Source organism: Aquisalinus flavus (assembly GCF_014640095.1).
Classification (GTDB): Bacteria; Pseudomonadota; Alphaproteobacteria; order Caulobacterales; family Parvularculaceae; genus Aquisalinus; species Aquisalinus flavus.
Genome location: NZ_BMGH01000001.1, coordinates 2,413,954 through 2,439,895, shown reverse-complemented (window position 1 = coordinate 2,439,895; position 25,942 = coordinate 2,413,954). Strand labels below are relative to the sequence as shown.

Below are 25,942 nucleotides of genomic sequence, written 5' to 3'. Positions count from 1 at the left end.
GCGGGCCTAGTTGAGTTGGATGATCTCGTGCGGACTGTCGAGGGAGAAGGCCGGGATCGCTACATCGAACATAACGCCCTCGGCGGTTTCCATCGAATACTCGCCCACCATCAGGCCTGACGGCGTGGTCAGCGGCGCGCCGGAGGTATATTCGAAGCCCTCGCCCGGCTGCAGCACCGGCTGCTCGCCGACGACGCCCTCGCCGGAGACGATTTCCGTGCGTCCGCGCGAATCCGTGATCCGCCAGCGGCGGTTCTTCAGGCGCACGACCTCGTCGGAATTGTTGTCGATCCGGACAGTGTAAGCCCAGACATAATGATCGTCATAGGGCTCCGACTGGTCAGCCAGAAAATCGGGCTCCACCACAACCCGAATGCCCCGCGTGGTTTTTTCGTACATTTTCAAACCTTTACAACGCAAAGGGAACCGTTCCCGCCTGATTTCCCCATAAAATCGCGGCGGGCCGGTCGCTTCAATGCGGCACTTATATACTATTGAATGCCTGTGTGAAATCCTCCCACAGATCCTCGACATCCTCGAGACCGACGGAGATCCGCACGAGGCCGGGCGTGACGCCCTGTTCCAGCCGCGCTTCCTCCCCGATCCGGTGATGGGTCGTCGTGCGCGGATGGGTGGCGATCGATTTCGCATCGCCGAGATTGTTCGATATGTCGACCAGCTTCAGCGCGTTGAGGAAGGCAAAGGCCCTGGCCTGTGCCACATCCGCACTGCCGTCGAATTCCATGGTGATCAGCGTGCCGCCTTTTTTCATCTGGCGCCGCGCGATCTCGCAGCCGGGATGGCTGTCGAGGAAGGGATAGAACACGCGCGCCAGCGGTGACGACGTCAGACCATCGAGCCGGGTTGCCAGTTCCAGGGCGCAGTCGGCAGCGGCGTTGACACGCAGATCCATCGTCTCCAGCGATTTCAGCAGCACCCACGCGTTGAACGGGCTGATCGCCGGGCCGGTATTGCGCAGGAAGGGCTGCAGCTGGTCGGTCAGCAGCGCGTCGTCATTGCCCAGGATCGCACCGCCGAGCACGCGGCCCTGACCGTCCATATGCTTGGTCGCGGAATAGACGACGATATCGGCGCCGAGCGCGAGCGGCTTCTGGAAGACCGGCGAGGCGAAGACATTGTCGACGACCAGGATCGCGCCGTGCGCATGGGCGATCTGCGCCACCGCCTCGATATCGACGATCTGCAGCCCCGGATTGGACGGGCTCTCGAGGAAGAAGATTTTCGTTTCGGACCGCGCGGCCTTCTCCCACGCGTCGAGATCGGCACCATCGACGAAACTCGTCTCGATGCCGAGCTTCGGGCACAGCTCGCCAACGACGTAGCGGCAGGAGCCGAAAAGCGCCCGTGACGAGACGATGTGATCGCCTGCCGAGAGAAGCCCCAGCATGGTCGAGGTCACCGCCGCCATACCGCTCGCCGTGCCGCGGCACCAGCTGGCGCCTTCCAGCGTGGCGAGGCGCGTCTCGAACGCTTCCGTCGTCGGGTTGGAATAGCGCGAATAGATGAAGCCCTTGTCCTCGCCGGCAAAGCGCGCCTGCGCCTGTTCGGCGGAATCATAGGAAAAGGAGGAGGTCAGGAACAGGCCCTCGCTCGTCTCCTGAAAGGCGCGGTTGATGCCGGAGCGGATCGCCTGCGTGCGCGGGCGCCAATTGGCGTTGGCGGTGGAAGGTTTCTTGTCGTTACTCATGGTCGACTCCTGTCGAAGGGGAGCTTTATATGTTGTGGAAGCTACCCGACTCCGGCCTTTTAGCAGTTCGGCACCGGCGTGGTCACCGGTCATCGACGCAGCCGCAAGCCAGCCGGCCCAAACCCTGCGTCGAATGACAGGCGGATAGGCGGGCGGTGGATAGAAGTCAACGGGAATCGGGATGGCGATAATGGCGGGTCAGGATCAGGGCGTTTTTACCGCGGAAGCGATCGACCGGGCGATATCCGATGGCGCTATCCGCCTTGCCGGCCGGGCGGGCGAGAAGCAGATCCAGCCTTCCTCCATCGACCTGACCCTGGGCGACAGGGCCTATCGCATCCGCGCCTCCTTCCTGCCGGGCAGGGGCCGCACGGTCGGCGAGCGCCTGAAAGGCGACCTCAGGATGCACGAGCTGCCGCTCGCCGAAGGCGCGGTGCTGGAGCGCGGCTGCGTCTATCTCGTCCCCTTGCGCGAGCGGCTGTCCCTGCCCGAAGACGTTGCCGCCGCCGCCAATCCGAAAAGCTCGACCGGCCGCATCGACGTCTTCGTGCGCCTCGTCACCGATGGCGGCACGGCGTTCGAGACGGTGCCGGCGGGCTATGACGGGCCGCTCTATGCCGAGATCAGCCCCCGGACATTTTCCATCGTGGTGCGTACCGGCTCGACCCTGAACCAGCTGCGGCTGAAACGCGGCGCGGCATGGCTCGACGATGCCGCGCTGATGCAGCGCCATGACAAAAGCCCGCTCGCCAAAGTGCCCGGGGCGGATGGCGGCGCTGTCATTTCAGGCGGGCTGAACCTGACCGTGCAGCTGTCGGGCCGCGACGGCGAGATCATCGGCTATCGCGCCCGCCGCCATGCCGGGCTGATCGATGTCGACAGGCCGGGCACGCTCGACCCGGCGGAATTCTGGTCACCCATCACCGCGCACCGCTCGGGCAGCATCATTCTCGACCCGGATGAATTCTATATTCTTGCCTCAAAGGAGGCGCTGAGCGTGCCGCCTGATCTGGCCGCCGAAATGGTCGCCATCGACCCGCTGCTGGGCGAATTTCGCGTGCACTATGCAGGCTTCTTCGATCCGGGCTTCGGCTGCACCGTCCCCTCGCGCGGCGTGCTCGAAGTGCGCGGCCATGACGCCCCGTTCGTGCTGGAGGACGGACAGCTCGTCGCCCGCCTCGTCTATGAGCGCCTCGCCGGCACCCCGCAAAGGCTCTACGGCGCCGACCTCGGTTCCAACTATCAGGGCCAGGGCCTGAAACTGTCGAAACATTTCAGGGAATGGCGCGGCTAGATCAACCTGCCTTCAAATGGAATCATTTGAAGGCAGGAAAGTTGATCGCTTCCAAAGTGTTAGAGCAGCTCCTCTGCCTCCATCCGGACGCAGGCTGCTCTAGGCGGGCTTGTCCCGCGGTTGCGCCGCAGCCTGTGCGGCGTCCGGCCGTGACATGTTCTTCCCGTTGAACAGGAACGACAGCAGCGGCGAGCGGGCGATCAGGGTCACGTGGATCAGCCATGAAATGCCGAAGGCGCCAGTCAGGATGAAGGCGAATTCCGCCTCGGCCGGCCACTCGGTCCGGAAGATCACGAAGGCGAGCAGCACCACGATCGGATGATGCAAGAGGTAGATCGAGTAGGATGCGCCCGACAGGTGCTGCCAGACCGGCGACGGTGTGTTCAGGAAACGGGTGAACAGGGCGAACAGGCACTGGATCAGCGTGAAGGTCACGAACGCCACTTTCAGATTGTCCAGCAGCAGGTCTAGAGAGGCAGGGCCGGTCACCGCCGTACTGACGCCGATCAGCGCGATGGCGGCGGCGCAGAGCAGGGCGCTCGGCCGGGTGAAGCTGTTCCACAGCGACGGGAAGCTGCCCAGCGTCACGCCAAGCAGGAAGAACATGAAGTGGTGCAGGAAACTGTAGAGGCTGCTGCCGAAGAACAGCTCCGCATACATCACCGGCATGAAATGGCTGATGGCGACCAGGCACAGCTGGGCCAGGCTGACCGCGCCGAGCAGCACCATGACACGGGTGCCTTTCGGGGTCCTTTTCTGAACCAGGCGCAGGCGCGGCTCCAGTCTCTGGGCGAGGGGCAGCAGGACCGGCAGGCTTACCCGCATGATCATCGTGTAGAAGACCAGATTGACGAGGAACCACAGGTGCAGGACCCAGCCGCCGCTCAGATAGCCGAGGGAGAAGACCGGCTGATCGGCCAGTCCCTGCTGGCGCATCATCAGCGAGAAGGGCACGTTGAGCACGATGGCGGTGGTCAGCAGGGGCACGAGCAGCCGTTTCAGCCGCCGGTCGCCAAGCGCCGCCGCGCCGTGGCGCTTGGCGGTCATGACCGTGAAAATGCCGGAGACGACGAAGAATCCCTCGACATTGAACAGGGCGATAAACTCGATAAGGGTCGTGATCCAGATCCGCGGATTGTCTGCAGTGACGAGCCAGTAGCCCTCAACATCAAATACCGCCCCGGCATGCACGATGACGACCATCATCATCAGCACGCTGCGCGCGGAATCCAGAAAGAATACACGATCATTGGCCCGGCGCACGGCCTGCTTCTCCCGAAAACGCTGACGCAGCAGTAACGGCTGCCCCCCCGGGGCTGCCCGCCTCCATGCCTTGCAATTTCCGCGCCGCGGGCAGGCGGTCACCAGAACCGGCGCCCGGCACTTTGACCCGGCCTCTTTACCCCCCCGGCAGTTATCCCTAAAGATTTTGCTCGATGATGGATGAAACGCCCGATAAGCCGGTGATCAAACCGATAGTCATTGCCGTTGACGGGCCTGCCGCGTCGGGCAAGGGCACCGTGTCGCGGCGCATCGCGCATTTCTATGACCTCGAATATCTCGACACCGGGCGGCTTTATCGCGGGGTCGGCTGGCTGGTGCTCGCCAGCGGCCTCGATCCGCGCAACCCGGACGAGGCGGCCAGCATCGCCGAGACCTTCACCCTGCCCCTCATCGACGGGGCCGACATCCGCACGCCCGAGGTTGGCCGTGCCGCGTCCCATGTAGCCGCCGTCCCGGCGGTGCGCGCGGCGCTGTTGCAGTTCCAGCGCGATTTCGCCTTCAACCCGCCGGCTGGCCGCGCCGGCACCGTGCTCGACGGGCGCGATATCGGCACCGTCATCTGTCCCGATGCGACGGTTAAGCTGTTCATCGACGCGTCGGCCGAGGAGCGGGCAAAGCGGCGCTGGAAGGAATTGTCGCTGCAGGACCCCTCGATTGCGCTTGAAAGCGTGCTCGACGACATCAGGCGGCGCGACCGGCGCGATGCCTCGCGCGCGGCGGCGCCGATGAAAGCCGCACAGGATGCACACTTGATCGACACTACTAATTTGGATATAGACGGCGCATTCGCGGCGGTGCGCCGCGTGATCGACCGGGCAACAGGAGGCGCGTGACGGCAACTTTTCGATAAAGCTGACCTTCAACCCTTCTGATGCTTCTTTGTGTTTGGGTTGGTCCGCTCGTGCCGTCACCTTGAAAAGCTTCTAATACGCCCGCCCTGACTCTCACCATGGCCAGGTAAAACGGGAAGACCGCCGGACAAAACCGGTTGGCAGGAAAGCTATTGAAACTGGAGTAGACAACTTGTCTGAAACACTTAACCCATCCGTGGACGATTTCGCGGAAATGTTCGAAGCGTCGATCGTCGGTCGGCAGAACTTCGAAGACACTGTCGTCACCGGCACTGTCACGGCCATCGAAAAAGACATGGCCATCGTCGATGTAGGCCTGAAAACCGAAGGCCGCGTCCCCCTCAGAGAATTCAGCATCCCCGGCAAGCAGATCACCATCAAGGTTGGTGACAAGGTCGAGGTCTTCGTCGAGCGCGTCGAGAACGCCAATGGCGAAGCGGTCATCTCGCGCGAGAAAGCCCGCCGCGAGGAAGCCTGGACCAATCTCGAAAAGAGCTTCGAGGATGAAGACCGCGTCGATGGCGTCATCTTCAACCGCGTCAAGGGCGGCTTCACCGTCGACCTCGGCGGCGCCGTCGCCTTCCTGCCGGGTTCCCAGGTCGACATTCGCCCCGTTCGCGATGCCTCCCCGCTGATGAACATCACCCAACCCTTCCGTATCCTGAAGATGGACAAGCGCCGCGGCAATATCGTCGTGTCCCGCCGGGCCATCCTCGAAGAGGATCGCGCCGAGCATCGCGAGGAAGTCGTCAAGGAACTGGACGAGGGCGATGTCCGCGAAGGGATCGTCAAGAACATCACCGATTACGGTGCGTTCGTCGAGCTGGCACCGGGCGTCGATGGCCTGCTGCATGTCACCGACATGAGCTGGTCGCGCGTCAACCACCCGTCCGAGGTGATCAACGTCAACGACACGATCAAGGTCAAGATCATCAAGATCAACCCGGAAAGCCACCGCATCTCGCTCGGCATGAAGCAGCTGGCGCCGGATCCCTGGGAAGGCGTTGCCGCGAAATACCCGCTGGGTGCGAAGTTCACCGGCAAGGTCACGAACATCACCGACTACGGCGCGTTCGTCGAGCTGGAAGACGGCATCGAGGGTCTCGTCCACGTCTCCGAGATGTCCTGGGTCAAGAAAAACGTCCATCCGGGCAAGATCGTCGCCACCTCCCAACATGTCGAAGTCATGGTGCTGGAAGTCGATGAAGACAAGCGCCGTATCTCCCTCGGCCTGAAGCAGTGCGCTGACAATCCGTGGGAAAACTTCGCCGAGAAGCACCCGATCGGTTCTGTCGTCGAAGGCGAGATCAAGAACATCACCGAATTCGGTCTGTTCATCGGCATCGAGGAAGACATGGACGGCATGGTCCACCTGTCCGATCTCGACTGGAACCGCTCCGGCGACGACGCCATCAAGGAGTACAAGAAGGGCGACGTGGTCAAGGCCAAGATCCTCGACGTCGATCCGGACAAGGAGCGCATCGCGCTCGGCATCAAGCAGCTCGACGGCGACCCGATGGAAGCCGTTGGCGGCCTGCGCAAGGGTGCCGACGTGACCTGCGAGGTTACCGCGATCGAGAACGGCGGCATCGAGGTTCAGGTTGGCGGCGAGAACGGTCCGAAATCGTTCATCCGCAAATCCGACCTGTCCCGCGACCGCAACGATCAGCGGCCGGAACGCTTCGCCGTCGGCGACAAGGTCGATGCCCGCATCATCGCGGTCGACATGAAGTCGCGCCGCCTGACGCTGTCGATCAAGGCCCGCGAAATGGCCGAAGAGAAAGAGGCCGTCGAGCAGTTCGGTTCTGCCGATTCCGGCGCCTCCCTCGGTGACATTCTGGGCGCGGCCCTGAAGGAAAAAGACGGCCAGTAAGCCGCTTTCTTTTCCGACAACAACAAGAACCCCGGCCTCCAGGCCGGGGTTTTCTTTTGGGCAATCTTCTTCCATGAAAGTCTTCCACGAATGAAGAAACAGGGGCGCCCGTAATGCTGTTGAGATCCGTCATCGCTTTTGCCTGTTCTGCTCTGTTCGGGGTGAGCGCGGCCGCCCAAGACCTGCCTCATCTGCGCATGCAGGGCGACGCCGTCCAGCTGGTCGTCAAGGGCGAGCCGTTCCTGATCCTCGGTGGCGAGACGGGCAATTCCACGGCTGCGGACCTCGACTACATGGCCGCGCAATGGGATACGCTGCAGGCGCTGAACCTGAACACGGTCGTCGCGCCGGTTTACTGGGAGCTGATCGAGCCGGCCGAAGGCAGCTTCGATTTCGCCACCGCCGACGGGCTGATCGGCCAGGCCCGTCGGCGAGATTGCCATGGAGGCTCGTTTTGTCGATCCATGGACGCCGAAGCAAAGCCAGCAGATCGCCAGCCATGGCGGTCTGATAATCCAGACCGGTCCGGAGGAGTTCATTGTCGCCGGCAAGGGGATGACGCTGACTTTCCCGGACCGTGCGGATGGCACGCTGACGGGGATCGAAAGCGTGCAGGAAGGCCGCCTGGTCGGCGAGGAATGGCAGGGCGGGCGCTGGCTCAATGGTGACCAGACCCATCAGGGCCGCCATATCCGGCTGCCGCCAGACGATTTCTCGATCCAGCGAATCCGTCTTTACAGCTATCGCTGACGCTGGCGGACAGACCGTTCGTCGCAAGAATCCGCCCGTTCGTTGCGGATATTTAACTAAATAAATAGTAGTCTGCAGGTTACCCTTGCGCAGGGCGTGAAAGAGGGCCGCAAAAAAGTGGGAAAAAAGAGAAAATACCATGTCCCTGATGAAAAACATGCTGTCAGTCGCGCCGGCCGGGCTCTTCGTCGCGGCCCTGATCATGCCTGCCTATGCGGCAGACCCCGTCGTCGCGACGACCCTCACGGATGTGCGCGAATGCCGTACCGAGATGACCTCGATGACCGGCAAGCGCTCCAGCTGTTCCCGCACCATGGAGATCGAGGCGCCGTTTGGCTTTGTGCTGGACCCGCAAACCGTCACTATCGAGCCGCTCCGCACCAAGGGCGAGGTCAGCTATTGCGGCAAGGCGGTCATCATCTATGACGGCGACGTCCCCATCGGTGTCGAGGCCAATCTTGGCGCGATGTCCGGCATGATCCCGAACAGCCGCAAGGCCGACGTGAAATGCCGCCTGTCCGGCACGTTTCTTTTCAGCGCCGAACGCACTGCCGCGCTCAACCCGTCTGCCCGGCCCGGCCCGCTGCTGGAGCGTTACTGAGCGATCTTGATCCTGCCGCGATATGATCTTCGAGACTCGCTTTCGGCGGGATCATGGATTAGCGTTTCCGCCGGTGCGGCATGATCCGCGCAGAGGGCTCAACCGGGCCCTCGAGGTCCAACAACAGCACCCAGTGATCACGGCGGGACAATGCCCGAATTGCCAGAAGTCGAAACGGTCCGGCGCGGCCTCGCCCCGGTCATGGAGGGGGCGACAATTGTTGCCGCCACCAACCGGCGGGCCGATCTGCGCTTTGCGTTTCCGGACCATTTCTCCCGGCGCCTGACCGGCTGGCGGGTTGCAAGCCTCGACCGGCGGGCAAAATATCTGCTCGCGCATCTGACCAGCGGCGAGACGCTGGTCATGCATCTGGGCATGTCCGGCCGGTTCCGCATCGAGGGCGGCGACGAGACCATGGATCCCGGGCGCTTTCATCACCAGTTACCGGCGCTGGCGGCCCATGACCATGTCGTCTTCCAGCTGGCCGGCCCGGCTGGCGCCTTCAGGGTGACCTATAATGATGCCCGCCGCTTCGGCTTCATGGACCTGCTGCCGGGCGATGCGATCGAGACCTCCCGCCATTTCGCGACGATGGGACCGGAGCCCCTGGGCAATGACTTCTCCGGGCCCGTTCTTGCGGCGCGGCTGAAAGGCAAGGCAACGCCAATCAAGCAGGCGCTGCTCGACCAGCGTGTGGTGGCCGGTCTCGGCAATATCTATGTCTGCGAGGCACTCTACCGGGCCGGGATATCGCCCCGGCGCAAGGCGGGCACGGTTGCGGGCCAGAGGGCCGAGCGCCTTGCGGGCGAAATCAGGCAGGTTCTGAGCGAGGCGATAGAGGCTGGCGGCTCCTCCCTGCGCGACCACGCCGGCCCGGACGGGGCGCTCGGCTATTTCCAGCACACCTTCAGGGTCTACGACCGCGAGGGCCGTCCCTGCGGCGTGTGCGGCGGCGCGATCGCGCGTCTCGTGCAGTCTGGCCGCTCCACCTTCTTTTGCGGGGCCTGTCAGCGGTGAGGGGCGGGGGTGTGCACGGACCTTGAATTTTACGATTTTATTGTGTTGACTGGTCCTCCCCGGGCTCCTATAAGCCGCGTTCTAATTCACTTTTGACCAAGAGATTGACGAAAATGGCAAATACCTCATCTGCCAAGAAAATGGTCCGCAAGATCGCCCGCCGCACGGTCGTGCAGAAATCGCGCCGTTCGCGCGTTCGCACTTTCCTGCGCCGCGTCGAAGAGGCGATCGCCTCCGGTGATCAGGCCAAGGCGAACGAAGCTCTCCAGGCCGCCCAGCCGGAACTTCAGCGTGCTGTGACCAAAGGCATCTTCCACAAGAACATGGCGTCGAGAAAAATCTCCCGCCTGTCCGGTCGCATCAAGGCCCTGTCGGCGTAAGATTTCATTCGCTGACGCAGCAATATCAGTATACGGAGCCTGTCGCCTTTTTCGAGGCGGCGGGTTTTTTCATTTTAAATCAACCCTGTGTCAACGATATGATCTGGCGCACTCGGTGCTGGACGCACTGAATGCCGTCGAATTTGCTGAAATCCAGCCATATGCTCAAAATATGAAAGCGTGGATATGCAAAAAAGTTCACTAAATATTTTTTGCCGGAAAAAGGTTTTTAGATTCAATGAGTCAATAACCCGGTGCAACTTTTTTGTCATGAAATGACACCAAATGCACCAAATCCGGGCTTGATCATGCGCGGTCAATGCGCTTTTATTGCTGGACATTATGGCGAACGCGGACGAGTGATTACCCCTCAAGGTGGTGGTCCGGCGGCGAAGCGGAAGCCAGAAGGAAGGCCTTTGTCGGCCAAAAATTCGGTAGAGAGTTCATGCGGGGCGATCGAAAACGGGATATAGTCCGTACTCGGTCTGTGTGGGATATTTTAGAAAAGCGGGTAGGATAATGAAAACGACTCTTGGGATACGCAACGGGAAAACCTCTTCAGCCAACGGCATCATGGTTTCCGGTCTCAAGACGCGCTACCTTCCAGTCCGGTGCCTCGCGTCCGGTTTATAGCGACGCTTTTACCTCTCCACCTCTATTTAACCATTTAACCATTAACGCGAAAACAGCGCGTGACGGACCGGCTATGTCGTCCGTACCGAGAAGATGCGCGCGAAAGGCTGAACATGTTTAACGATACGCCAGAACGCAATTTCCATGAACGCCAGTCCCGGGAACGCAAATTCGAGGATTACAAGAAGGCGCTGCGCGGCCGCTATGGTGTCGCGACCTATGAGAGCTGGTTCAAGATGCTGGAGCTGGATGATTACGAAGAAGAGCGCGTCGTGATCTCCGCGCCGTCACAGTTCACCGCCAAACAGATTTGCGAGCGCTTTTCCGAGGACATGGTCGATATCTGGCGCGAGAAGTGCGGCCCGGTGCAGTCCTTCCAGGTGCGTGGCGGCAATGGCGGCATCGTCGCGTCGGTGCCGGTGCGCCGCAAGCCGTCCGGCGGCATGAAGATCGTCGCAAACAAGGGTATTGCCGCTCGCGAAATGGCCGCTGCCAATGATGCCCGCCGTCCGCTCGCGCCGCCGCGTCGGATTCAGGCCGTGCCGTCACCGGCCGGGCAGGCGCCGGAAGCCGATCCCGGTCTCAACATTGCCGCGCCGCTCAACGCCACCCTGTCTTTCGGGCGGTTCTGCGTCAGCGACTGCAACCGCCTCGCCCAGGCCGCGGCCAATTCCGTCCTCGATAATGAGACGACCGGCGTCGTCTACTATCATGGCGGTCCTGGCCGCGGGAAGACGCATCTGCTCAACGCGATCGGCCTTGACTGGCTGGGCCGCCGGCCGGGCGACAAGGTGCTGTACCTGACCTATGACAACCTCCTGAACGGCTATGTCACTGCCGTCATGTCGAAAAGCCTGCCGGAGCTGCGCGCCTATCTCGACCAGATCGACCTGCTGATGGTCGACGATGTCCATATGCTCCGTGGGCGGAAGGCGACCCAGGAAGAGCTGCTGACGCTGATCGACCGCCTCGTCGCCAAGGGCGCCACGGTGATCGTCGCCGGCTCCATGGCGCCGTCGGCGCTGGCCGAGACCGGCCTCAACCATCGCCTGACTGACCGCCTCGGCGGCGGCCTTGCCGTGCAGGTGGACAAGCCGGATTTCGGCCTGCGCCTGAAGATCCTGCGCCAGATGGCCGATTATGACTGCACCAGCAACCGCGTCTGCGTCGAGGAGCGTTACCTGCAGATGATCGCGCGCCGCTGCGATGCCTCGATCCGCGAGATCGAGGGCGCCTATCGCTCGATCCGCCTGCGGGCGGAGACCTGCCAGCGCTCCGCCGATGCAGAGCCTATGAGCGATGCCTATGTCCTGTCGGTGCTGCAGGAAATGCAGCGCTTCCGCAAGAAGGAGTTCACCCTCGACGACCTGATGAGCGCTGTCGCCGACGCCTTCGGCCTGTCTGTCGCCGACCTGAAGAGCCGCCGCCGCCCGCAGATCATCGTCAAGGGCCGCCACGCCTTCTGCCTTCTGGCGCGCAAGCTGACCGACTCGCCGCTGAAGGAAATCGGCGCCTGTCTCAACCGCGATCACACCACCGTCCTGTCCTCGCTGGACCGGGCCGAGGTGCTGGCCGAGACCAGCCCGGAATTCGGCGAGCGCATCTCCCGCCTGATGGACGAGTTCGGCGACTGAAATCGTGCTGGCTGCGCCATGAAAATCAGGGCCGGGGCTGGTCATTGCCCCGGCCTTTCGCTTATAGTCAGCTCCCCTGACTTGCGAGATCGGCCCAAATCCGCCGAATGGATCGGGTCCGGTTCTCGCGTATCCGCTGATACCTGCTGACGAAAAGGCGTGCTCAATGAAGGTCACCATCGAACGGTCCGTATTCCTGAAGGCCCTTGGCCACGTGCAAAGCGTTGTGGAACGCCGCAATACGATCCCGATCCTGTCCAACGTGCTGCTGCAGGCCGAGGGCTCGATCCTGTCGCTGACCGCGACCGACCTCGATATCGAGATTGCCGAGCAGGTCACCGCCGATGTTGAGACGCCGGGCGCAATCACCGCATCGGCCCTGACCTTGTACGAGATCGTCCGACGCCTGCCCGAAGGGGCGCAGGTTCGTCTGGATACGGATGGCGACAATGGCCGCCTGAAGCTGTCCGCCGGCAAGTCGGAATTCTCCCTCGCGGTCCTGCCGGACCAGGACTTCCCGATGCTGACCGCGGCCCAGGACGGCACGACCTTCACCATGCCGGCGCCGGCCCTGCGCCGCCTGATCGACAAGACGCGCTTTGCCATGTCCCAGGAGGAGACCCGCTATTATCTCAACGGTGTCTATTTCCATGCCCATGAGGATGATGACGGCCCATGCCTGCGTGCGGTCGCGACCGACGGTCATCGGCTGGCGCGCCTCAACACCGCCCTGCCCGATGGCGCCGCATCGATGCCGGGCGTGATCATCCCGCGCAAGGCGGTCACCGAACTGCGCCGCCTGCTCGACGATGCCGAGGAGACCGTGCAGGTCATGGTCTCGGAATCGAAGGTGCGCTTCACGTTCGCCACCCTGACGCTGACCTCGAAACTGATCGACGGGACCTTCCCGGACTATCAGCGCGTCATCCCGTCCGGCAATGACCGCATCCTCAAGCTCGACAACAAGGATTTCTCCAGGGCTGTCGACCGGGTCTCGACCGTGTCCGCCGACAAGACACGCTCGGTCAAGATGGTGCTCGACGCTGACCGGCTGAAGCTGATGGTCAACAACCCGGAGGCCGGCAGCGCGCTGGAAGAGCTCAGCGTCGATTTCGATGCCGAAGGGCTGGAGATCGGCTTCAACGCGAAATATCTGATCGACGTGTCCCACCAGATCGACGGCGAGACGGTGACGTTCAAATTCGCCGACCCGTCCTCGCCGACGATTATCTATGATGAGGAAGACACCGACGCGCTCTACGTGCTGATGCCGCTTCGGGTCTGACCGGGCTGATGAGCTTCCGCATCAGGCGGATAACCCTGACCGATTTCCGTTCCTATGCCGGCCTCGACCTCGCGCTCGATGGCCGGCCCGTCGTGCTGACCGGGCCTAATGGCGCTGGCAAGACGAACCTGCTCGAGGCCTTGTCCATGGTTTCCGCCGGGCGCGGCATGCGCGGCGCGAAGATGGACGAGCTGGCGCGCCTGGGCAGCCCCGGTCATCCGGCAAGTGGCGGCTGGTCGGTCAGCGCCGTCCTCGAAGACCGTTATGGTGGCGAGACGCGGCTTGGCACCGGCATCGCTCCCGCGCCCGACAGCCGGGGCGAGACCAAGCGCGTCACCCGCATCGACGGCTCGCCGGCCAGCGGCCCTACCGCGCTGCTCGACTATCTCCGCTTCGTCTGGCTGACCCCGGCGCAGGACCGGCTGTTCATGGAAGGCGCCTCCGAACGCCGCCGCTTCCTCGACCGCATGACCATGTCCCACGATCCCGCCCATGGCCGCGCCGCCGCGACCTATGAAAAGGCGATGCGCCAGCGCACCAAAGTGCTGGAGCGCTGGCCCCAGGTCGATGAGACCCTGCTCGGCGTCCTCGAAACGCAAATGGCCGAAGCCGGCGTTGCCATGGCCGCCGCCCGGCTCGACATGGCCCGCCGCCTCGCTGCCGGGGCGCGGCAGATCGACGAGGCGGTGTTCCCCGCCGCCGGCGTCGCCCTCGACGGCACGCTGGAAGAACAATTGCAGTCGATGAAGGCGGCCGAGGTGGAGGAGGCATTCGAGGCAAGGCTGCGGGCCATGCGCCCGCGCGATGCCGAGGCGGGCCGCGCCCTTGCCGGGCCGCATCGCACCGACCTGCTTGTCACCCACAAGGCCAAGGGCCAGGCGGCACGGCTGTGTTCGACCGGCGAGCAAAAGGCGCTGCTGATCGGTCTCGTCCTCGCCAATGCCAGATCGCTGCGCCAGGAAGCCTCCGACATCATTTCAGGCGTGCCGCTCGTGCTGCTGCTTGACGAGATCGCGGCCCATCTCGATCCAGACCGCCGCGCCGCTCTGTTCGACATTCTGGAGGAGACCGGCCTGCAGGTTTTCATGACCGGGACCGACCCGGATCTGTTCGCCGCCTGGGGCCGCCGCGCCCAGTCTTTCACCGTCCGCGACGGCATGGTGAAACAGGCCGGTTAGTCTCAAAAAAACCCTTTGAAAAACAGGCGTTTACAATTGGACGTGGGCGGCCAAATCCGCTAGTTTGGACCGACTCAGAAACCTCATATTTTCAAGGAATTTCATGGCCGACGAGCCGACAGAAAACAGCCCCGCCAATCAGCCGGAAAACACGTCTGAAACGGCCCCTGAAACCCTCAGCGAACTGGCTGCCGAAAAGCACGAATATGGTGCAGGGTCGATCAAGGTCCTCAAGGGTCTGGACGCCGTGCGCAAGCGTCCCGGCATGTATATCGGCGACACCGATGACGGCTCGGGCCTGCATCACATGGTCTACGAAGTCGTCGATAATGCGATCGACGAGGCGCTTGCCGGCTATTGCGACACGGTCGAGGTGATCCTCAACGAGGACGGCTCGTGCACGGTACGCGACAATGGCCGCGGCATCCCGGTCGAATGGCACGAGGACGAGGGCATGTCCGCGGCGCAGGTCATCATGACCCAGCTGCATGCGGGCGGGAAATTCGACCAGAATTCCTACAAGGTTTCCGGCGGCCTGCATGGCGTCGGCGTGTCCGTCGTCAATGCGCTGTCCGACTGGCTGCGCCTGCGCATCCGCCGCAATGGCAAGCTGCACGAGATGATGTTCCACCTTGGCGATGCGCAGGGCGACCTGCAAGTCGTGGGCGAGGCGGCGGGCCGCACCGGCACGGAAGTCACCTTCCATCCGTCTGCGGAGATTTTCGCGATCACCGAGTTTGATTTCGAGACGCTGGAACGGCGCCTGCGCGAACTGGCCTTCCTCAATTCCGGCGTGACCATCATCATCAAGGATGGCCGCCATGTCGAGGGCAAGGAAGTCAGGCTGTTTTACGAGGGCGGGCTCGTCGAATATGTCCGCTATCTCGATTCAACCAAGACCGCGATCGTTGCCGACCCGATCTCCTTCGCGGTCGACAAGGATGGTATCACCGTCGAAGTCGCCCTGTGGTGGAATGACAGCTATCACGAGAAGGTGCTGTGCTTCACCAATAACATCCCGCAACGCGATGGCGGCACCCACCTGGCCGGTTTCCGCGCGGCGCTGACGCGCATCGTCAATAATTACGCGACGAGTTCCGGGCTGTTGAAGCGGGAAAAGGTCTCGCTGACCGGCGATGATGCCCGCGAGGGGCTGACCTGCGTCCTGTCCGTCAAGGTACCGGATCCGAAATTCTCGTCACAGACGAAAGACAAGCTGGTCTCTTCCGAAGTGCGCGCCGTGGTCGAAAACGTCGTCGGTGAACATCTCGGTTTCTGGTTCGAGGAACACCCGACGGAGGCGAAGAAGCTGGTCCAGAAAGTGGTCGAGGCCGCTGCCGCCCGCGAGGCAGCGCGCAAGGCCCGCGACCTGACCCGCCGCAAGGGGGCGCTCGACATGGCGTCCCTGCCGGGCAAGCTCGCCGACTGCCAGGAACGCGACCCGGCGCTCGCCGAATTGTTCATCGTGGAGGGTGACTCCGCCGGCGGCTCGGCCAAACAGGCCCGCGCCCGCGAGAACCAGGCGATCCTGCCCCTGCGCGGCAAGATACTGAACGTGGAGCGCGCGCGCTTCGACCGGATGCTGTCGAGCCAGGAGATCGGTACGCTGATCACCGCGCTGGGCACCGGCATCGGGCGCGACGATTTCAACATCGACAAGCTGCGCTATCACAAGATCATCATCATGACCGACGCCGACGTCGACGGCGCCCATATCCGCACCCTGCTGCTGACCTTCTTCTTCCGCCAGATGCCGGAAATCGTCAAGCGCGGCTATCTCTATATCGCCCAGCCGCCGCTGTTCAAGGTGTCGCGCGGAAAGTCGGAGCAATATCTGCTCGATGAAAAGGCGCTGGAAGACTATCTCTATGCGGATGGTCTCGATGGCGCCCAGCTGGAGCTGGCCTCTGGCGAGAAGATCATCGGCGCCGACCTTGCCGACACTATCGCCAAGGCGCGCTCCTTCATGGACAAGCTGGCCAATTTCCCGGCCCGCTTCTCGCGCGAGGTGCTGGTCCAGGCGGCGCTCGCCGGTGCCATGGGCAAGACAATCGACGACGGCGACGAAGGGCAGACGATTGCTGACAAGGTGGCCGCCCGTCTCGACATGGTCTCCGACGAGGTCGAACAGGGCTGGGTCGCCCGTCTCGATGGCGCCGGCGGTTTCTCGGTCGAGCGCGAGCTGCGAGGCGTCATGGAAGTCCATACGCTGCATGCGGAGCTTCTGGCGAGCGGTGATGCCCGCCGCTTGAATGAGGCGACGGAATCGATCCGGGAGATGTTCGACAGGCCGTCGGTGTGGCGCCAGGGCGATGATGAACGCCCTGTCTGGGGACCGGGCATGATGCTGGAGGCGATCCGCGCTGCGGGCCAGAAAGGCATCAAGATGCAGCGCTACAAGGGTCTTGGCGAGATGAACCCGGACCAGCTGTGGGAGACGACGCTCGATTCCAACGCCCGCACCCTGTTGCAGGTACAGATCGACGATGGCGACATCGCCGACAGCGTCTTCTCGCGCCTGATGGGCGACCTCGTCGAGCCGCGCCGCGAATTCATTCAGGACAATGCGCTGTCTGCGGCGCTTGATATCTAGATCGTATACGCCGCCTTGAGTGCGCCTTTCTCGTCATCAACCCCGGGAACTGACTTGATGACAACAGGGAAAAAGTAGAGAGATACTTATCCCCGCCTCCCGAAAGGCAAGTATAACTCTCCCCAAGCCGGGTGAGGACCCGGTGGAGACGCCGCTCGCGAAGTGTGACCTGCACGGAGCACCGGCGTATCAGGTTTCTGCCGGCATTGGAGGGTGTGTACAGCTTTGCATCGTCCGGCGGAACGGTGACCCGGGGTAGCCCCCGGGCGGGAGAGCTATGCACTTTGGCCCCGCATCGATCACCGCCGTGCATGGCGAGAGCTATGCCAGTCATTATTATTATAAATGAGGCGATGGCCGCCATGCACGGGCCCCCTCCTTGTCGCGCCGAAGCGTCAGCGAAGGCGGATCGTTCAATTCTTCACACCGCAGCCATGCTGACGGTGCTTTTGGTGCTGCCTTTCTTGTCTTCCCGGGGGATGCACAGCATCAACCCGGGATCCATTTTCCAGAGGCTTATCGGTGACGAGAAAAGAGAGCCCCATGCGGAACAAATTTTTTATCATGGCCACGCCTCTGGAAAATGGGTCCCGGCTCGCGCTTCGCTTGGCCGGGATGACAAGCGGGATAATATGAAAAGAAACTCGACGGCGAATCGCGCTGGAGTCTCGCTTCCGCATTCAACCCAAGCCCGCAAGACTGCCTTGCAGGCTTGGTGCACCTAAACCTCAGCCTACTGCATATTCATGTAGTATTCCGGATAGATCATCGGCTCGCTCGTTTCGAACCCGTCTTCGGTCACCTCGAAGGAGACTTGAGAAAAGCTCGGCGCGCCCATGATCGAGGTGACGTTATAGGCGCTCCAGCCATCTTCCGGCCAGCCCTGCGGGGCCATGTCGAATTGCTGGTTGGCGTTGATGTCATGCCAGATCGAAAACGCATAGGTGCCGGGCGCGATCCCGTCCAGCGTCACGGTGAGGTCGCCATCGGCATTGACGCTCATGCTCTCGCCGCCGACTGTGTTCATGCTCATATACTGGTCTTCGGTCTGCAGGCCGACATAGAGCGTGCCGCCTGCCTTGACGCCAGTCAGGGTGATCGACACGTCGGCTGCAGTCGCGGCGCTGGCAGCGCCGAGCGTCATGCTGGCTGCAGCGGCGGCGCAGGTCAGGCGGGTAATGAGTGACTTTGACATTTGACTTCTCCTCGGTTAGCGGGCTTCGAAAACCCATGTACTTTATAAAACAAAGTGCAAAGACATTTCAAGGAGGGACGGCCACGAATTTTGGTACCGGGCGCTGGCGGGATCTCCGGGCGGGCTTGAAAGTCGTGTAAAAACAAGGGGCTGGTCGTGCAACCAGCCCCCTCGAGAAGAAAGTCGATTGATGCGCTATTCAGTGTTGCTGTCGCGTCTCCGGGTCTTGCCGACGCCGGTCAGGATGCCGAGACCGGCGAGGACGACGCCGGTAACGCCGAGCCAGACGGGCGGTACGCCGAGGAGGCTCAGGCCCCAGACGACGCCGGCCACGAAAATGATATAGCCGATCAGGTAAATGCCAAATGTGGACATGCAGGGGGACTCCATCGGTTGATTTTCTATTGCGCTACAAACACTTCAAACTAGCCAAAGGTTCGCTCGCCCCCTGTCGCCGCAAGAGCGGGCGCGCCGTGGTGCCAGCCGCTGAGGCAAGTTGCCGTCGCGCCGGTGAAGGGGAAGGCGAGATCCGGGCGGGAGGCATCGTGACACCGGCGCTGATCCGCCGTCGCGCCTGGCTCCGACCCCATCCGCAAAGCGGGCTTTTTTGTGTCAGGGGCAACAGCAGGTCTCGCAATTGCGCCGATACAGGCTAGGGTGTCGCCAGGTATGGTATGGCTGACGCTGAGCAGAACTCGGGCGGCCCGGCGGTTGCAATGACCGCAAGCGGGCAGGGCACCCCCAATGTGGAACAACCGTGGCTGGACTACCAGCCGCGTGAGCGCATGGCCGTGCTCGCCGCGTCGATCCTCGGCTCGTCCATGGCGTTCATCAATGGCACGGCAGTGACCCTCGCCCTCGATCCGATCCAGGAGGGGCTGGGCGCAAGCCTCGGCGACATGCTCTGGATCGCCTCGATCTACATGATGTTCCTCGCCTCGCTGATGCTGATCGGCGGCTCGCTGGGCGATTTCTACGGCCGCCGCGCCGTTTTCGCCTGGGGCGTCGGCGTCTTCTCCCTCGGCTCGCTCGCCTGCGGCATCGCCCCGACGGAGGAAATCCTGATCGCCGCCCGCGCGGCGCAGGGGATCGGTGCCGCCTTGTTGACGCCGATGTCGCTGACCCTGATCGCCAATGCCTTCGACCGCGAGCATCGCGGCTCGGCGATCGGCATCTGGTCCGCCGCCTCGGCGCTGATGACCGGGCTCGGCCCGCCGATCGGCGGTATCCTCGCCGAACAGGTTTCGTGGCGCTGGATCTTCTTCATGAACATCCCTTTCGGCCTCGCCGCGCTCGCCATCACCCTGTTGATGACGACATCGCGCCCGCCGCCGCGCCAGCCGGACCGGATCGACTGGAAGGGGGCGGTGCTTGCCATTATCGGCTGCGGCGGTATCGCCTTCGGCCTGATCACGCTGTCGGAGACCCGCAATGTCGAGCCGATGAGCTTCCTGACCAGCGTCTGGGGACTCGCAATTCTCATCGGTATCATCGCCATCGGCGTGTTGATCCGTGTCGAGCGTACTGCCCGAACGCCGATGGCGCCGCCGCGGCTGTTCGAGTCGAGCATGTTCAACGCGGTCAATGTCGTGACCATGCTGATCTATGGCGCCCTTGGCGGCATCTTCGTGTTCTACCCGATCGTCCTCAACGACGCCTGGGGCTATTCGGTCGACCAGTCGGGCATTGCGTTTCTCGGCTTCGCCGTGCCGATGGTCATGATCACGACGATCTCCGGCTATCTGATGAAGCGCGTCGGCGTGCGTCTGATGCTCGCCGCGGGCTCGCTGACCTGCGCGCTCGCCTTCTGCTCCATGGGTGTCTTCCCGTGGTCGGATTCGATCTTCGGGGCGTTCATGTCGATGCTGATCTTCGGTGTCGGCATGGCGCTGGTCGCACCCGCGATGACGACCGCCATATTCAATGCGACACCGGAAGACAGCCATGGCGCGGCGTCCGGCATCAACAATGCGCTCGCGCGGGCTGCAACGCTGTTCGCCATTGTCGGCTTCGGCGTCATCTCCGCCTTCGCCTATGAGCGGGCCGGCGGCATGATTGCTGAAGTGATCGACTATGGCGCCGGCGATTACCTCTATGGCGAGCAGGCGGAAATCTATAAAGCCGCCATGGCCGAAAGCTTCCGTGCCCTCGTCTGGGTCTGCGTTGCCCTGTCCTTCGCCTCGGCCATGGTTGCGGCCTTTTTCATTGACGATACAATCGAAAAACAGTCATTCGAGACCAGACCGAAACATCAGATATTCGGCTTTCTGCGCATGTTCGAGACGGCCCCGTCGCGGGAGCGCGATCTCGACCGGGACCCGGATAGCTCAGATAAAGCCGGCAAGGAGACCTGAATGCTCGATACGATTCCCGCCACGGCGGCAGAGGCAAGCCGCCATGACTGGACGCGGGAGGAAGTAGAGGCGCTGTTCGCCCTGCCATTCACCGAATTGCTGTTCCGGGCACAGACGGTTCATCGCCAGCATCACCGGGCCAATGCCGTACAGGCCTCGCAGCTATGCTCGATCAAGACCGGCGGCTGCCCTGAGGATTGCGGCTATTGCAACCAGTCGGCCAAATTCAAGACCGGGCTGACCGCTTCAAGGCTGATGGCTGTCGAGGCTGTGGTTGCGGAGGCTGAGGCCGCCAGGGCAAGCGGTGCCTCGCGCTTCTGCATGGGAGCAGCATGGCGTGAGCCGAAGGACCGTGACATGGACACGCTGACCGAGATGGTCTGCCGCGTGAAGGCCATGGGGCTGGAGACCTGCATGACGCTCGGCATGCTGTCGGACAGTCAGGCGAGGGCGCTGTCCGATGCCGGGCTCGACTACTACAACCACAACATCGATACCTCGCCGGAGGATTATAGCCGTGTCATCTCGACACGGACCTTCGAGGACCGGATCGAGACACTGGAACGCGTGCGCCAGTCCGGCATGAAAGTCTGCTGCGGCGGCATTATCGGCATGGGCGAACAGGCGGAGGACCGCGCCGGGCTGCTGATCGCGCTCGCCCGCATGACGCCGCACCCGGAAAGCGTGCCGATCAACGCGCTGGTGCCGGTGCGTGGCACACCGCTGGGCGATGAGGTGCTCGATGGCGAGAAACAGATTTCCGGTATCGAGTTTGCCCGCGTCATTGCCATTGCGCGCATCATGATGCCGGCCTCCATGGTTCGGCTCTCGGCCGGACGTGAGGCGATGAGCGATGAGACGCAGGCTCTGTGCTTTGCTGCCGGTGCAAACTCGATCTTCGTCGGCGAGCGTCTTCTGACCACGGACAATCCGGGCGAGAGCCGCGACGAGGCGCTGTTCCGCGAGCTGGGGCTGGAACTGTTCTAGCCGGCGAGGATCAGCAGCAGCACTGTGACAGAGATCAGGCTGAGCGGGGTCAGCGTGACGAGCGCAGCGGCGCAGCGGCGCTCATAGACCCCGAAATGGCTTGCCTGCACCACGGCAGAGACGGCAGGCGGCAGGCTGGTGAAAAAGGTTGCTGTCGCGACCAGCGTCATGTTCCAGCCGGTGAACAGGCCGCCGAGCAGGAAGGTCAGGCCCGGCAAGAGCAACAGCTTCGCCGTGCCTGTCATCACGATCATGTCGACATATCTGCCGAGCTCTGCCTTCGGCAAGGCGGCGATATAGAGCCCGACGACGAACAGGCCGGTCGGCGCGGCGGCGGCACCGAAGAAGCGCGCGAAGTCGGCAATCATCGGCGGCAGGGCAGTTTGAGTGACGGAAGTGGCAAGACCTGTCAACGTCGCGAGTACGATCGGGGTACGCAGGGTACGTCCAAGGGCCTGAAGCAGTAACCGGCTTACCTTGACGCCGCTGCCATCGTTTTCCGGCCACTGAAAGAGAAGAACCGATGCGCCATAGACGAAGGTCCCTTCGATCAGCATCAGCATCAGGAAGGGCTGGCCCCAGCCATCGATACTGAGCGCGATCGGCAGCCCGAGAAAGATCGCATTGCCGCAGGTCGAGACGAAGGCATGGGCACCCGTTTCCGGCACGGTGAGGCCATAGCGCTTGCGTGCGGCAAGGCCGGTGACAAGCATCATGATCGCGGCTGCAAGGAAATAGGCCGCCATCATCGGCAATACCTGAGCGTCCGGCGGCGGCGCGGCGGCAAAGAAGCCGAACACCGCGACCGGCATGGCGAACAGGAAGACGAAGCGCGACAGAACCTGCGCCGCATTCTGCCCCATCACGCCGAGCCGGCCGGCGAGCCAGCCGGCAGCGATGACGCCGTAAAGCTGGATGAGCGTGGCAAACAGGCTGGACATAAGCCGAGGGCTAGCACAGCTTGCGCAGCGTCACAGCCAGAATTGTAGCGACGATGCGGAAAGGGAATGGTCCAGACGGGAGACGCGATACGTCAGCGGAGGGGCTGGGGGGCGTATTCCGGCGACGCACACTCCCGCCTGGAGGACCGGTTATCGCGGAGCATTCGGGCATCGGGATGGGCAAATTGCGGCGATTTCGCGCTTTCGGCCGCGAGCCGGTTTGATCCGCTACAAGAGTAACGAGACTTGTCAGAGGGCCAAAGCTGTCATACGTTTTTCACAATGACGCCCTTTGAACCAGCGCAGCAGCAGTCTCACCGGCAACCGGCCGTGGTTGCCTTCAATCGCGGCGAGCTTAGCAAGATCCTCAATGTCTACGGGTTCTTCGTCGCGTCGGGCGACTGGCGCGATTATGCCATCGACAGCCTCCGCGATGCCGCCGTTTTCTCGATCTTCCGGCGTACGTCGGAAGCACCGCTCTATCGCATCGAGAAAACCCCGAAACTGGCGAAGAAGCAGGGTGCATATTCGGTCATTTCAATGACCGGGCAGGTATTGAAGCGGGGGCACGATCTGGAGCAGGTGCTGCGCTACTTCGACCGCCAGAAGCTGAAACTGGCCAATTAAGCCCGGTGCCCGCCCCCCGGCATAGGCCGGCTTCATCATGACGCCAATGTGACCGAACTTCCACAGACTTGCCGTGTTTGCCGTCTGCATCGTTACGTCGAAAGAAATGTTGAGCGAATGTCTGCTACTCTCGAAATCAGTCCCGATATTGTCGAGCAAATCATTGTTTACCTGCGGAAATGGCACGCTGTAGAAGCGACGACCTCGCAGAATGATGGATCGAACGACACTGACGATGTTCACGACAATCTCGAAATGCACAGTACGCGGGTCGATCGTGCGGACCTCGAAGGCGTCTACACCTCGCTCAACGATTCGCAGAAAGAGGATATCTCCGCACTGGTCCTTATCGGGATGGAGGAGGAGAGCGAGTTGGACGCCGCCCGCGAACGCATCAAGCGGGAAGAGGGCCTGAGTCTCGACGACCTTCTCGAGATGCCGATGTCGTCGGAATATCTCGCCTCAGCGCTGAGCCGGATCGAGCAGGCTGACCAGAGCAATGTGGTCCGTCTGCACACGCCGGCGCAGTCCAAACAACCCTGATCTTCAGCCCGCGCTGTTGCTGCTGCCCTCGAAGGCCATGGTCAGCCTGCGGGCAGCGTCCAGGGTCTGCCCGAAAATGGCGCGCTGGGCATGGCTGCCACCGATTTTTTCCAGATAGGGCATTGCCGCCGTCAGGTGATTGACGGCATTGTCCGTGTCGCCACGAGCATAAGCGACGATACCGCGCGCAGCCGGCACGGCAGCTTGCTGCCAGGCGGTGCTCGTGTTCTCACAACATTCCCCCGCCCGATTTTCCAGCGAGTGAATGAAATCCTCGGTCTCCCCATCTCTGCCACAGCGCGCCAGGGCGAACAGATAGTGAAGGTCATGAAAGGGGAAGAGATGATCGTCCTTACGGGTACGGGCCTGGTCGGCCACCGGCTGCCAGCGGTCGCCGGCATCAAAGCCCTGCAATTCCAGCCGCCACAGCATCGATGCCGCGCCGATCTGCTCCTGCGGAAACTCCGGCCATTCGCCCCACAGATGGCCGTCGAAAATCTCGAACACCGCTGCCTCATTGCCGAGGGCCAGATGAAAAAGTGCCGTGTGCCACCAATTATGTTCACGAATGAAGGTCCCCTTGGCGTCCCAGATATGGGCGCAATGGGCCATCCACTTGACGCCCTCCTGCGCCCGGCCCTCCGTCTCCATCACATGGGCCAGAGCATGGTGTGCCCAGGCATCGTCGATCGCGACCTCAACGGCGAGGCGGGCTTCGCGCTCAGCCCCGCGCAGATCGTGGGACTGCTCAAGCGCAAAGGCTAGCAGGCCATGAACATAAGGCTTGCCGGCATGATGCTCCGTCGCGATCTGGCCAAGGCGTAACAGGGCGGCCTGATCGCCAAGATTGAAGGCGTGGTACTGGCCCCACTTGATCGCGACAAGGTCGGCTGGCCAGTCACGTGCCAGAGCCTCGAACCGGAAGAGGGCACCATTGAAGTCGCGCCGCGACCAGGCGGCGACAGCATCGCAGAACTGGCGCTCATGCTCGGTTGCAATGCCAAGCGCCTTGCCGGCTTTGACGAGATAGGGCGCTGCATGCTCCCATCCTTCGCGCCCTTCGAAGGCCAGGTGCAGACAGGCAGCATTGGCATTGAGCAGGATGCAGTCGGGTGCGGCATCGGCCGCCGCGAAGAGATCGCGCAGCCGGGGGCCATAGCCGAGGAGCTGGGCGCAATAGTGCTCATAGGCAGGCAACGCATTTGCATCGCCGCCTGTCATCGCGGGGAAAGACGGTTCGAAAAAGATCATACACTGAATACTAGATGCCCTGCCCGGCCCACGGAAACTCGCAAGCCCGTGTCTGGGCTCACTTTTCCGCTATGCGCGCTGATCCACAAGGGAAATCTTCGCGCCCGTATGGCGGCGGCAATAAAAAAGCCTCCCGAAGGAGGCTTTTTCTGAAGGAATATCAATCGCTTGTCGCTATTCGCGCATGATCCCGAGAATATTCAGGATATGGATGAAGATGGTCACGAAAGCCCCGTAAAGGGCGAAGGCACCGAAGATCGAGGCGCGGGCATTGGCTTCGCCGGCCCCTTCACGATACAGATTCTTGATCATCTGGGTCTCGAAGGCCGTGACGACCGCCATGAAGATGACGACGGCAAAGGAGATCAGCAGGCTCATAAGCGTCGAGGCAAAGAAGAAGTTGACGACGATTGCGAGCAGCAGACCGATACCGATCATGGTCAGGATCCCGCCCATGCCGGACATGTCACGCTTGGTGGTGTAGCCGTAGAGGCTGGTCGCACCGAACATGGCGGCGGTGATGAAGAAGGCCTGATAGACGATTTGCGCCATGCCAAGGCCGACATAGGCAGCGACCATCGGGCCGATCAGCACGGCCCAGAGGCCGACATACAGCCAGTAGATGCCGTGGGCGACGGCGCGTGAGCCGGTGCTGAAGATCATCTTGCTGCCGAACCAGCTGACCCCGATCAGGGCGATGAACGGGATGAAGCTGAGACCGCCGACGGCAGCGCTGAGCGCCGGATTGCTGATGAACAGCATGGCGATAACGGCCGTGGCCGCGAGACCGAGGCCCATATAGTTGTAGACGCCGAGCATGTAGCTGCGCAGGCCCTCATCAACGGCAAGACCTTCGCCGGTGCGCGTGGTGCTGGAATACTGGTTTAAATCGTTCATGTACCTCTCCAAGAGTTTCCTGACTAATATCGTCAATCCCCGTCCGCTTTTCAAGACAAACCGGTA

24 protein-coding genes are annotated in these 25,942 nt (G+C 62.3%); 16 read left to right on the top strand and 8 right to left on the bottom strand.

Going from position 1 to position 25,942, the window contains the following annotated elements; genetic code table 11:
* Positions 1 to 6: 6 nt before the first annotated feature.
* Positions 7 to 399: a Co2+/Mg2+ efflux facilitator ApaG/CorD gene (gene apaG / locus IEV88_RS11060; protein ID WP_188158389.1), complete on the bottom strand. Its 393-nt coding sequence runs from the start codon at positions 397 to 399 to the stop codon at positions 7 to 9.
* A gap of 85 nt (positions 400 to 484) precedes the next feature.
* Positions 485 to 1,708 carry an O-succinylhomoserine sulfhydrylase gene (gene metZ, locus IEV88_RS11055; RefSeq protein WP_188158390.1) on the bottom strand — a complete coding sequence of 408 codons (1,224 nt, stop codon included), beginning with the start codon at positions 1,706 to 1,708 and terminating at the stop codon, positions 485 to 487.
* Positions 1,709 to 1,898: 190 nt separating this feature from the next.
* On the opposite strand from metZ, the gene IEV88_RS11050 reads away from it, so the two are divergent.
* Positions 1,899 to 3,002, top strand: a complete 1,104-nt coding sequence (locus IEV88_RS11050) for a 2'-deoxycytidine 5'-triphosphate deaminase (protein ID WP_206711199.1) — start codon at positions 1,899 to 1,901, stop codon at positions 3,000 to 3,002.
* 99 nt (positions 3,003 to 3,101) lie between these two features.
* Here IEV88_RS11050 and IEV88_RS11045 read toward each other — a convergent pair whose 3' ends face one another.
* Positions 3,102 to 4,265, bottom strand: a complete 1,164-nt coding sequence (locus tag IEV88_RS11045; protein ID WP_188158392.1) for an acyltransferase family protein — start codon at positions 4,263 to 4,265, stop codon at positions 3,102 to 3,104.
* A 173-nt stretch (positions 4,266 to 4,438) separates the two neighbouring features.
* Here IEV88_RS11045 and cmk point away from each other — a divergent pair, with 173 nt between their 5' ends.
* The 11 genes from cmk (at position 4,439) to IEV88_RS10990 (ending at position 17,806) form a co-directional block, all read left to right on the top strand.
* Entirely contained in the window at positions 4,439 to 5,119 is a 681-nt protein-coding gene (cmk, locus tag IEV88_RS11040; RefSeq protein WP_229731460.1) for a (d)CMP kinase, read from the top strand.
* Between the two features lie 190 nt (positions 5,120 to 5,309).
* Positions 5,310 to 7,010, top strand: a complete 1,701-nt coding sequence (gene rpsA / locus IEV88_RS11035; protein WP_188158393.1) for a 30S ribosomal protein S1 — start codon at positions 5,310 to 5,312, stop codon at positions 7,008 to 7,010.
* A gap of 435 nt (positions 7,011 to 7,445) precedes the next feature.
* Entirely contained in the window at positions 7,446 to 7,760 is a 315-nt protein-coding gene (locus tag IEV88_RS11030) for a DUF5597 domain-containing protein (protein WP_338155480.1), read from the top strand.
* Between the two features lie 139 nt (positions 7,761 to 7,899).
* A complete protein-coding gene (locus IEV88_RS11025; RefSeq protein ID WP_188158395.1) occupies positions 7,900 to 8,361 on the top strand; it encodes a hypothetical protein in 462 nt (153 codons plus the stop codon).
* A gap of 150 nt (positions 8,362 to 8,511) precedes the next feature.
* Positions 8,512 to 9,378, top strand: a complete 867-nt coding sequence (gene mutM / locus IEV88_RS11020) for a bifunctional DNA-formamidopyrimidine glycosylase/DNA-(apurinic or apyrimidinic site) lyase (protein ID WP_188158396.1) — start codon at positions 8,512 to 8,514, stop codon at positions 9,376 to 9,378.
* A gap of 113 nt (positions 9,379 to 9,491) precedes the next feature.
* Positions 9,492 to 9,758, top strand: a complete 267-nt coding sequence (gene rpsT / locus IEV88_RS11015; RefSeq protein ID WP_188158397.1) for a 30S ribosomal protein S20 — start codon at positions 9,492 to 9,494, stop codon at positions 9,756 to 9,758.
* 746 nt (positions 9,759 to 10,504) lie between these two features.
* Entirely contained in the window at positions 10,505 to 12,025 is a 1,521-nt protein-coding gene (locus tag IEV88_RS11010; protein ID WP_188158398.1) for a DnaA ATPase domain-containing protein, read from the top strand.
* Positions 12,026 to 12,191: 166 nt separating this feature from the next.
* Positions 12,192 to 13,310, top strand: a complete 1,119-nt coding sequence (gene dnaN, locus IEV88_RS11005; RefSeq protein WP_188158399.1) for a DNA polymerase III subunit beta — start codon at positions 12,192 to 12,194, stop codon at positions 13,308 to 13,310.
* An 8-nt stretch (positions 13,311 to 13,318) separates the two neighbouring features.
* The gene (gene recF, locus IEV88_RS11000; protein ID WP_188158400.1) at positions 13,319 to 14,488 is read left to right on the top strand and encodes a DNA replication/repair protein RecF; all 1,170 of its coding nucleotides are present in this window, start codon (positions 13,319 to 13,321) and stop codon (positions 14,486 to 14,488) included.
* A 103-nt stretch (positions 14,489 to 14,591) separates the two neighbouring features.
* Positions 14,592 to 17,081: a DNA topoisomerase (ATP-hydrolyzing) subunit B gene (gene gyrB, locus IEV88_RS10995; protein WP_188158401.1), complete on the top strand. Its 2,490-nt coding sequence runs from the start codon at positions 14,592 to 14,594 to the stop codon at positions 17,079 to 17,081.
* 323 nt (positions 17,082 to 17,404) lie between these two features.
* On the top strand, positions 17,405 to 17,806 hold the full coding sequence (locus tag IEV88_RS10990) for a hypothetical protein (protein WP_188158402.1): 402 nt from the start codon (positions 17,405 to 17,407) through the stop codon (positions 17,804 to 17,806).
* 8 nt (positions 17,807 to 17,814) lie between these two features.
* Here IEV88_RS10990 and IEV88_RS10985 read toward each other — a convergent pair whose 3' ends face one another.
* Together IEV88_RS10985 and IEV88_RS10980 are read right to left on the bottom strand one after the other, a co-directional pair.
* A complete protein-coding gene (locus IEV88_RS10985; RefSeq protein WP_188158403.1) occupies positions 17,815 to 18,276 on the bottom strand; it encodes a DUF2141 domain-containing protein in 462 nt (153 codons plus the stop codon).
* Between the two features lie 195 nt (positions 18,277 to 18,471).
* On the bottom strand, positions 18,472 to 18,651 hold the full coding sequence (locus tag IEV88_RS10980; RefSeq protein ID WP_188158404.1) for a hypothetical protein: 180 nt from the start codon (positions 18,649 to 18,651) through the stop codon (positions 18,472 to 18,474).
* A gap of 299 nt (positions 18,652 to 18,950) precedes the next feature.
* Here IEV88_RS10980 and IEV88_RS10975 point away from each other — a divergent pair, with 299 nt between their 5' ends.
* On the top strand, positions 18,951 to 20,630 hold the full coding sequence (locus IEV88_RS10975) for an MFS transporter (protein WP_188158405.1): 1,680 nt from the start codon (positions 18,951 to 18,953) through the stop codon (positions 20,628 to 20,630).
* A complete protein-coding gene (gene bioB, locus IEV88_RS10970) occupies positions 20,631 to 21,617 on the top strand; it encodes a biotin synthase BioB (RefSeq protein ID WP_188158406.1) in 987 nt (328 codons plus the stop codon).
* On the opposite strand, the gene IEV88_RS10965 is transcribed toward bioB, so the two are convergent.
* Positions 21,614 to 22,558: an AEC family transporter gene (locus tag IEV88_RS10965; RefSeq protein ID WP_188158407.1), complete on the bottom strand. Its 945-nt coding sequence runs from the start codon at positions 22,556 to 22,558 to the stop codon at positions 21,614 to 21,616. The genes bioB and IEV88_RS10965 overlap by 4 nt on opposite strands.
* Before the next feature lie 282 nt (positions 22,559 to 22,840).
* On the opposite strand from IEV88_RS10965, the gene IEV88_RS10960 reads away from it, so the two are divergent.
* Together IEV88_RS10960 and IEV88_RS10955 are read left to right on the top strand one after the other, a co-directional pair.
* Positions 22,841 to 23,185: a DUF2794 domain-containing protein gene (locus tag IEV88_RS10960; RefSeq protein WP_188158408.1), complete on the top strand. Its 345-nt coding sequence runs from the start codon at positions 22,841 to 22,843 to the stop codon at positions 23,183 to 23,185.
* A gap of 117 nt (positions 23,186 to 23,302) precedes the next feature.
* Positions 23,303 to 23,728 carry a DUF3775 domain-containing protein gene (locus IEV88_RS10955; protein WP_188158409.1) on the top strand — a complete coding sequence of 142 codons (426 nt, stop codon included), beginning with the start codon at positions 23,303 to 23,305 and terminating at the stop codon, positions 23,726 to 23,728.
* 3 nt (positions 23,729 to 23,731) lie between these two features.
* Here the strand turns inward: IEV88_RS10955 and IEV88_RS10950 are convergent, their stop codons facing one another.
* On the bottom strand, positions 23,732 to 24,979 hold the full coding sequence (locus tag IEV88_RS10950) for a tetratricopeptide repeat protein (protein ID WP_188158410.1): 1,248 nt from the start codon (positions 24,977 to 24,979) through the stop codon (positions 23,732 to 23,734).
* 174 nt (positions 24,980 to 25,153) lie between these two features.
* Positions 25,154 to 25,876 carry a Bax inhibitor-1/YccA family protein gene (locus IEV88_RS10945; RefSeq protein WP_188158411.1) on the bottom strand — a complete coding sequence of 241 codons (723 nt, stop codon included), beginning with the start codon at positions 25,874 to 25,876 and terminating at the stop codon, positions 25,154 to 25,156.
* Positions 25,877 to 25,942 lie beyond the last annotated feature (66 nt).

Excerpts from the sequence above, each read along its gene's own strand:
- apaG (WP_188158389.1), bottom strand. The coding sequence starts at position 399 with ATGTACGAAAAAACCACGCGGGGCATTCGGGTTGTGGTGGAGCCCGAT.
- metZ (WP_188158390.1), bottom strand. The coding sequence starts at position 1,708 with ATGAGTAACGACAAGAAACCTTCCACCGCCAACGCCAATTGGCGCCCG.
- IEV88_RS11050 (WP_206711199.1), top strand. The coding sequence starts at position 1,899 with ATGGCGGGTCAGGATCAGGGCGTTTTTACCGCGGAAGCGATCGACCGG.
- cmk (WP_229731460.1), top strand. The coding sequence starts at position 4,439 with ATGATGGATGAAACGCCCGATAAGCCGGTGATCAAACCGATAGTCATT.
- IEV88_RS11025 (WP_188158395.1), top strand. The coding sequence starts at position 7,900 with ATGTCCCTGATGAAAAACATGCTGTCAGTCGCGCCGGCCGGGCTCTTC.
- mutM (WP_188158396.1), top strand. The coding sequence starts at position 8,512 with ATGCCCGAATTGCCAGAAGTCGAAACGGTCCGGCGCGGCCTCGCCCCG.
- rpsT (WP_188158397.1), top strand. The coding sequence starts at position 9,492 with ATGGCAAATACCTCATCTGCCAAGAAAATGGTCCGCAAGATCGCCCGC.
- IEV88_RS11010 (WP_188158398.1), top strand. The coding sequence starts at position 10,505 with ATGTTTAACGATACGCCAGAACGCAATTTCCATGAACGCCAGTCCCGG.
- dnaN (WP_188158399.1), top strand. The coding sequence starts at position 12,192 with ATGAAGGTCACCATCGAACGGTCCGTATTCCTGAAGGCCCTTGGCCAC.
- recF (WP_188158400.1), top strand. The coding sequence starts at position 13,319 with ATGAGCTTCCGCATCAGGCGGATAACCCTGACCGATTTCCGTTCCTAT.
- gyrB (WP_188158401.1), top strand. The coding sequence starts at position 14,592 with ATGGCCGACGAGCCGACAGAAAACAGCCCCGCCAATCAGCCGGAAAAC.
- IEV88_RS10990 (WP_188158402.1), top strand. The coding sequence starts at position 17,405 with ATGCCAGTCATTATTATTATAAATGAGGCGATGGCCGCCATGCACGGG.
- IEV88_RS10985 (WP_188158403.1), bottom strand. The coding sequence starts at position 18,276 with ATGTCAAAGTCACTCATTACCCGCCTGACCTGCGCCGCCGCTGCAGCC.
- IEV88_RS10980 (WP_188158404.1), bottom strand. The coding sequence starts at position 18,651 with ATGTCCACATTTGGCATTTACCTGATCGGCTATATCATTTTCGTGGCC.
- IEV88_RS10975 (WP_188158405.1), top strand. The coding sequence starts at position 18,951 with ATGGCTGACGCTGAGCAGAACTCGGGCGGCCCGGCGGTTGCAATGACC.
- bioB (WP_188158406.1), top strand. The coding sequence starts at position 20,631 with ATGCTCGATACGATTCCCGCCACGGCGGCAGAGGCAAGCCGCCATGAC.
- IEV88_RS10965 (WP_188158407.1), bottom strand. The coding sequence starts at position 22,558 with ATGTCCAGCCTGTTTGCCACGCTCATCCAGCTTTACGGCGTCATCGCT.
- IEV88_RS10960 (WP_188158408.1), top strand. The coding sequence starts at position 22,841 with ATGACGCCCTTTGAACCAGCGCAGCAGCAGTCTCACCGGCAACCGGCC.
- IEV88_RS10955 (WP_188158409.1), top strand. The coding sequence starts at position 23,303 with ATGTCTGCTACTCTCGAAATCAGTCCCGATATTGTCGAGCAAATCATT.
- IEV88_RS10950 (WP_188158410.1), bottom strand. The coding sequence starts at position 24,979 with ATGATCTTTTTCGAACCGTCTTTCCCCGCGATGACAGGCGGCGATGCA.
- IEV88_RS10945 (WP_188158411.1), bottom strand. The coding sequence starts at position 25,876 with ATGAACGATTTAAACCAGTATTCCAGCACCACGCGCACCGGCGAAGGT.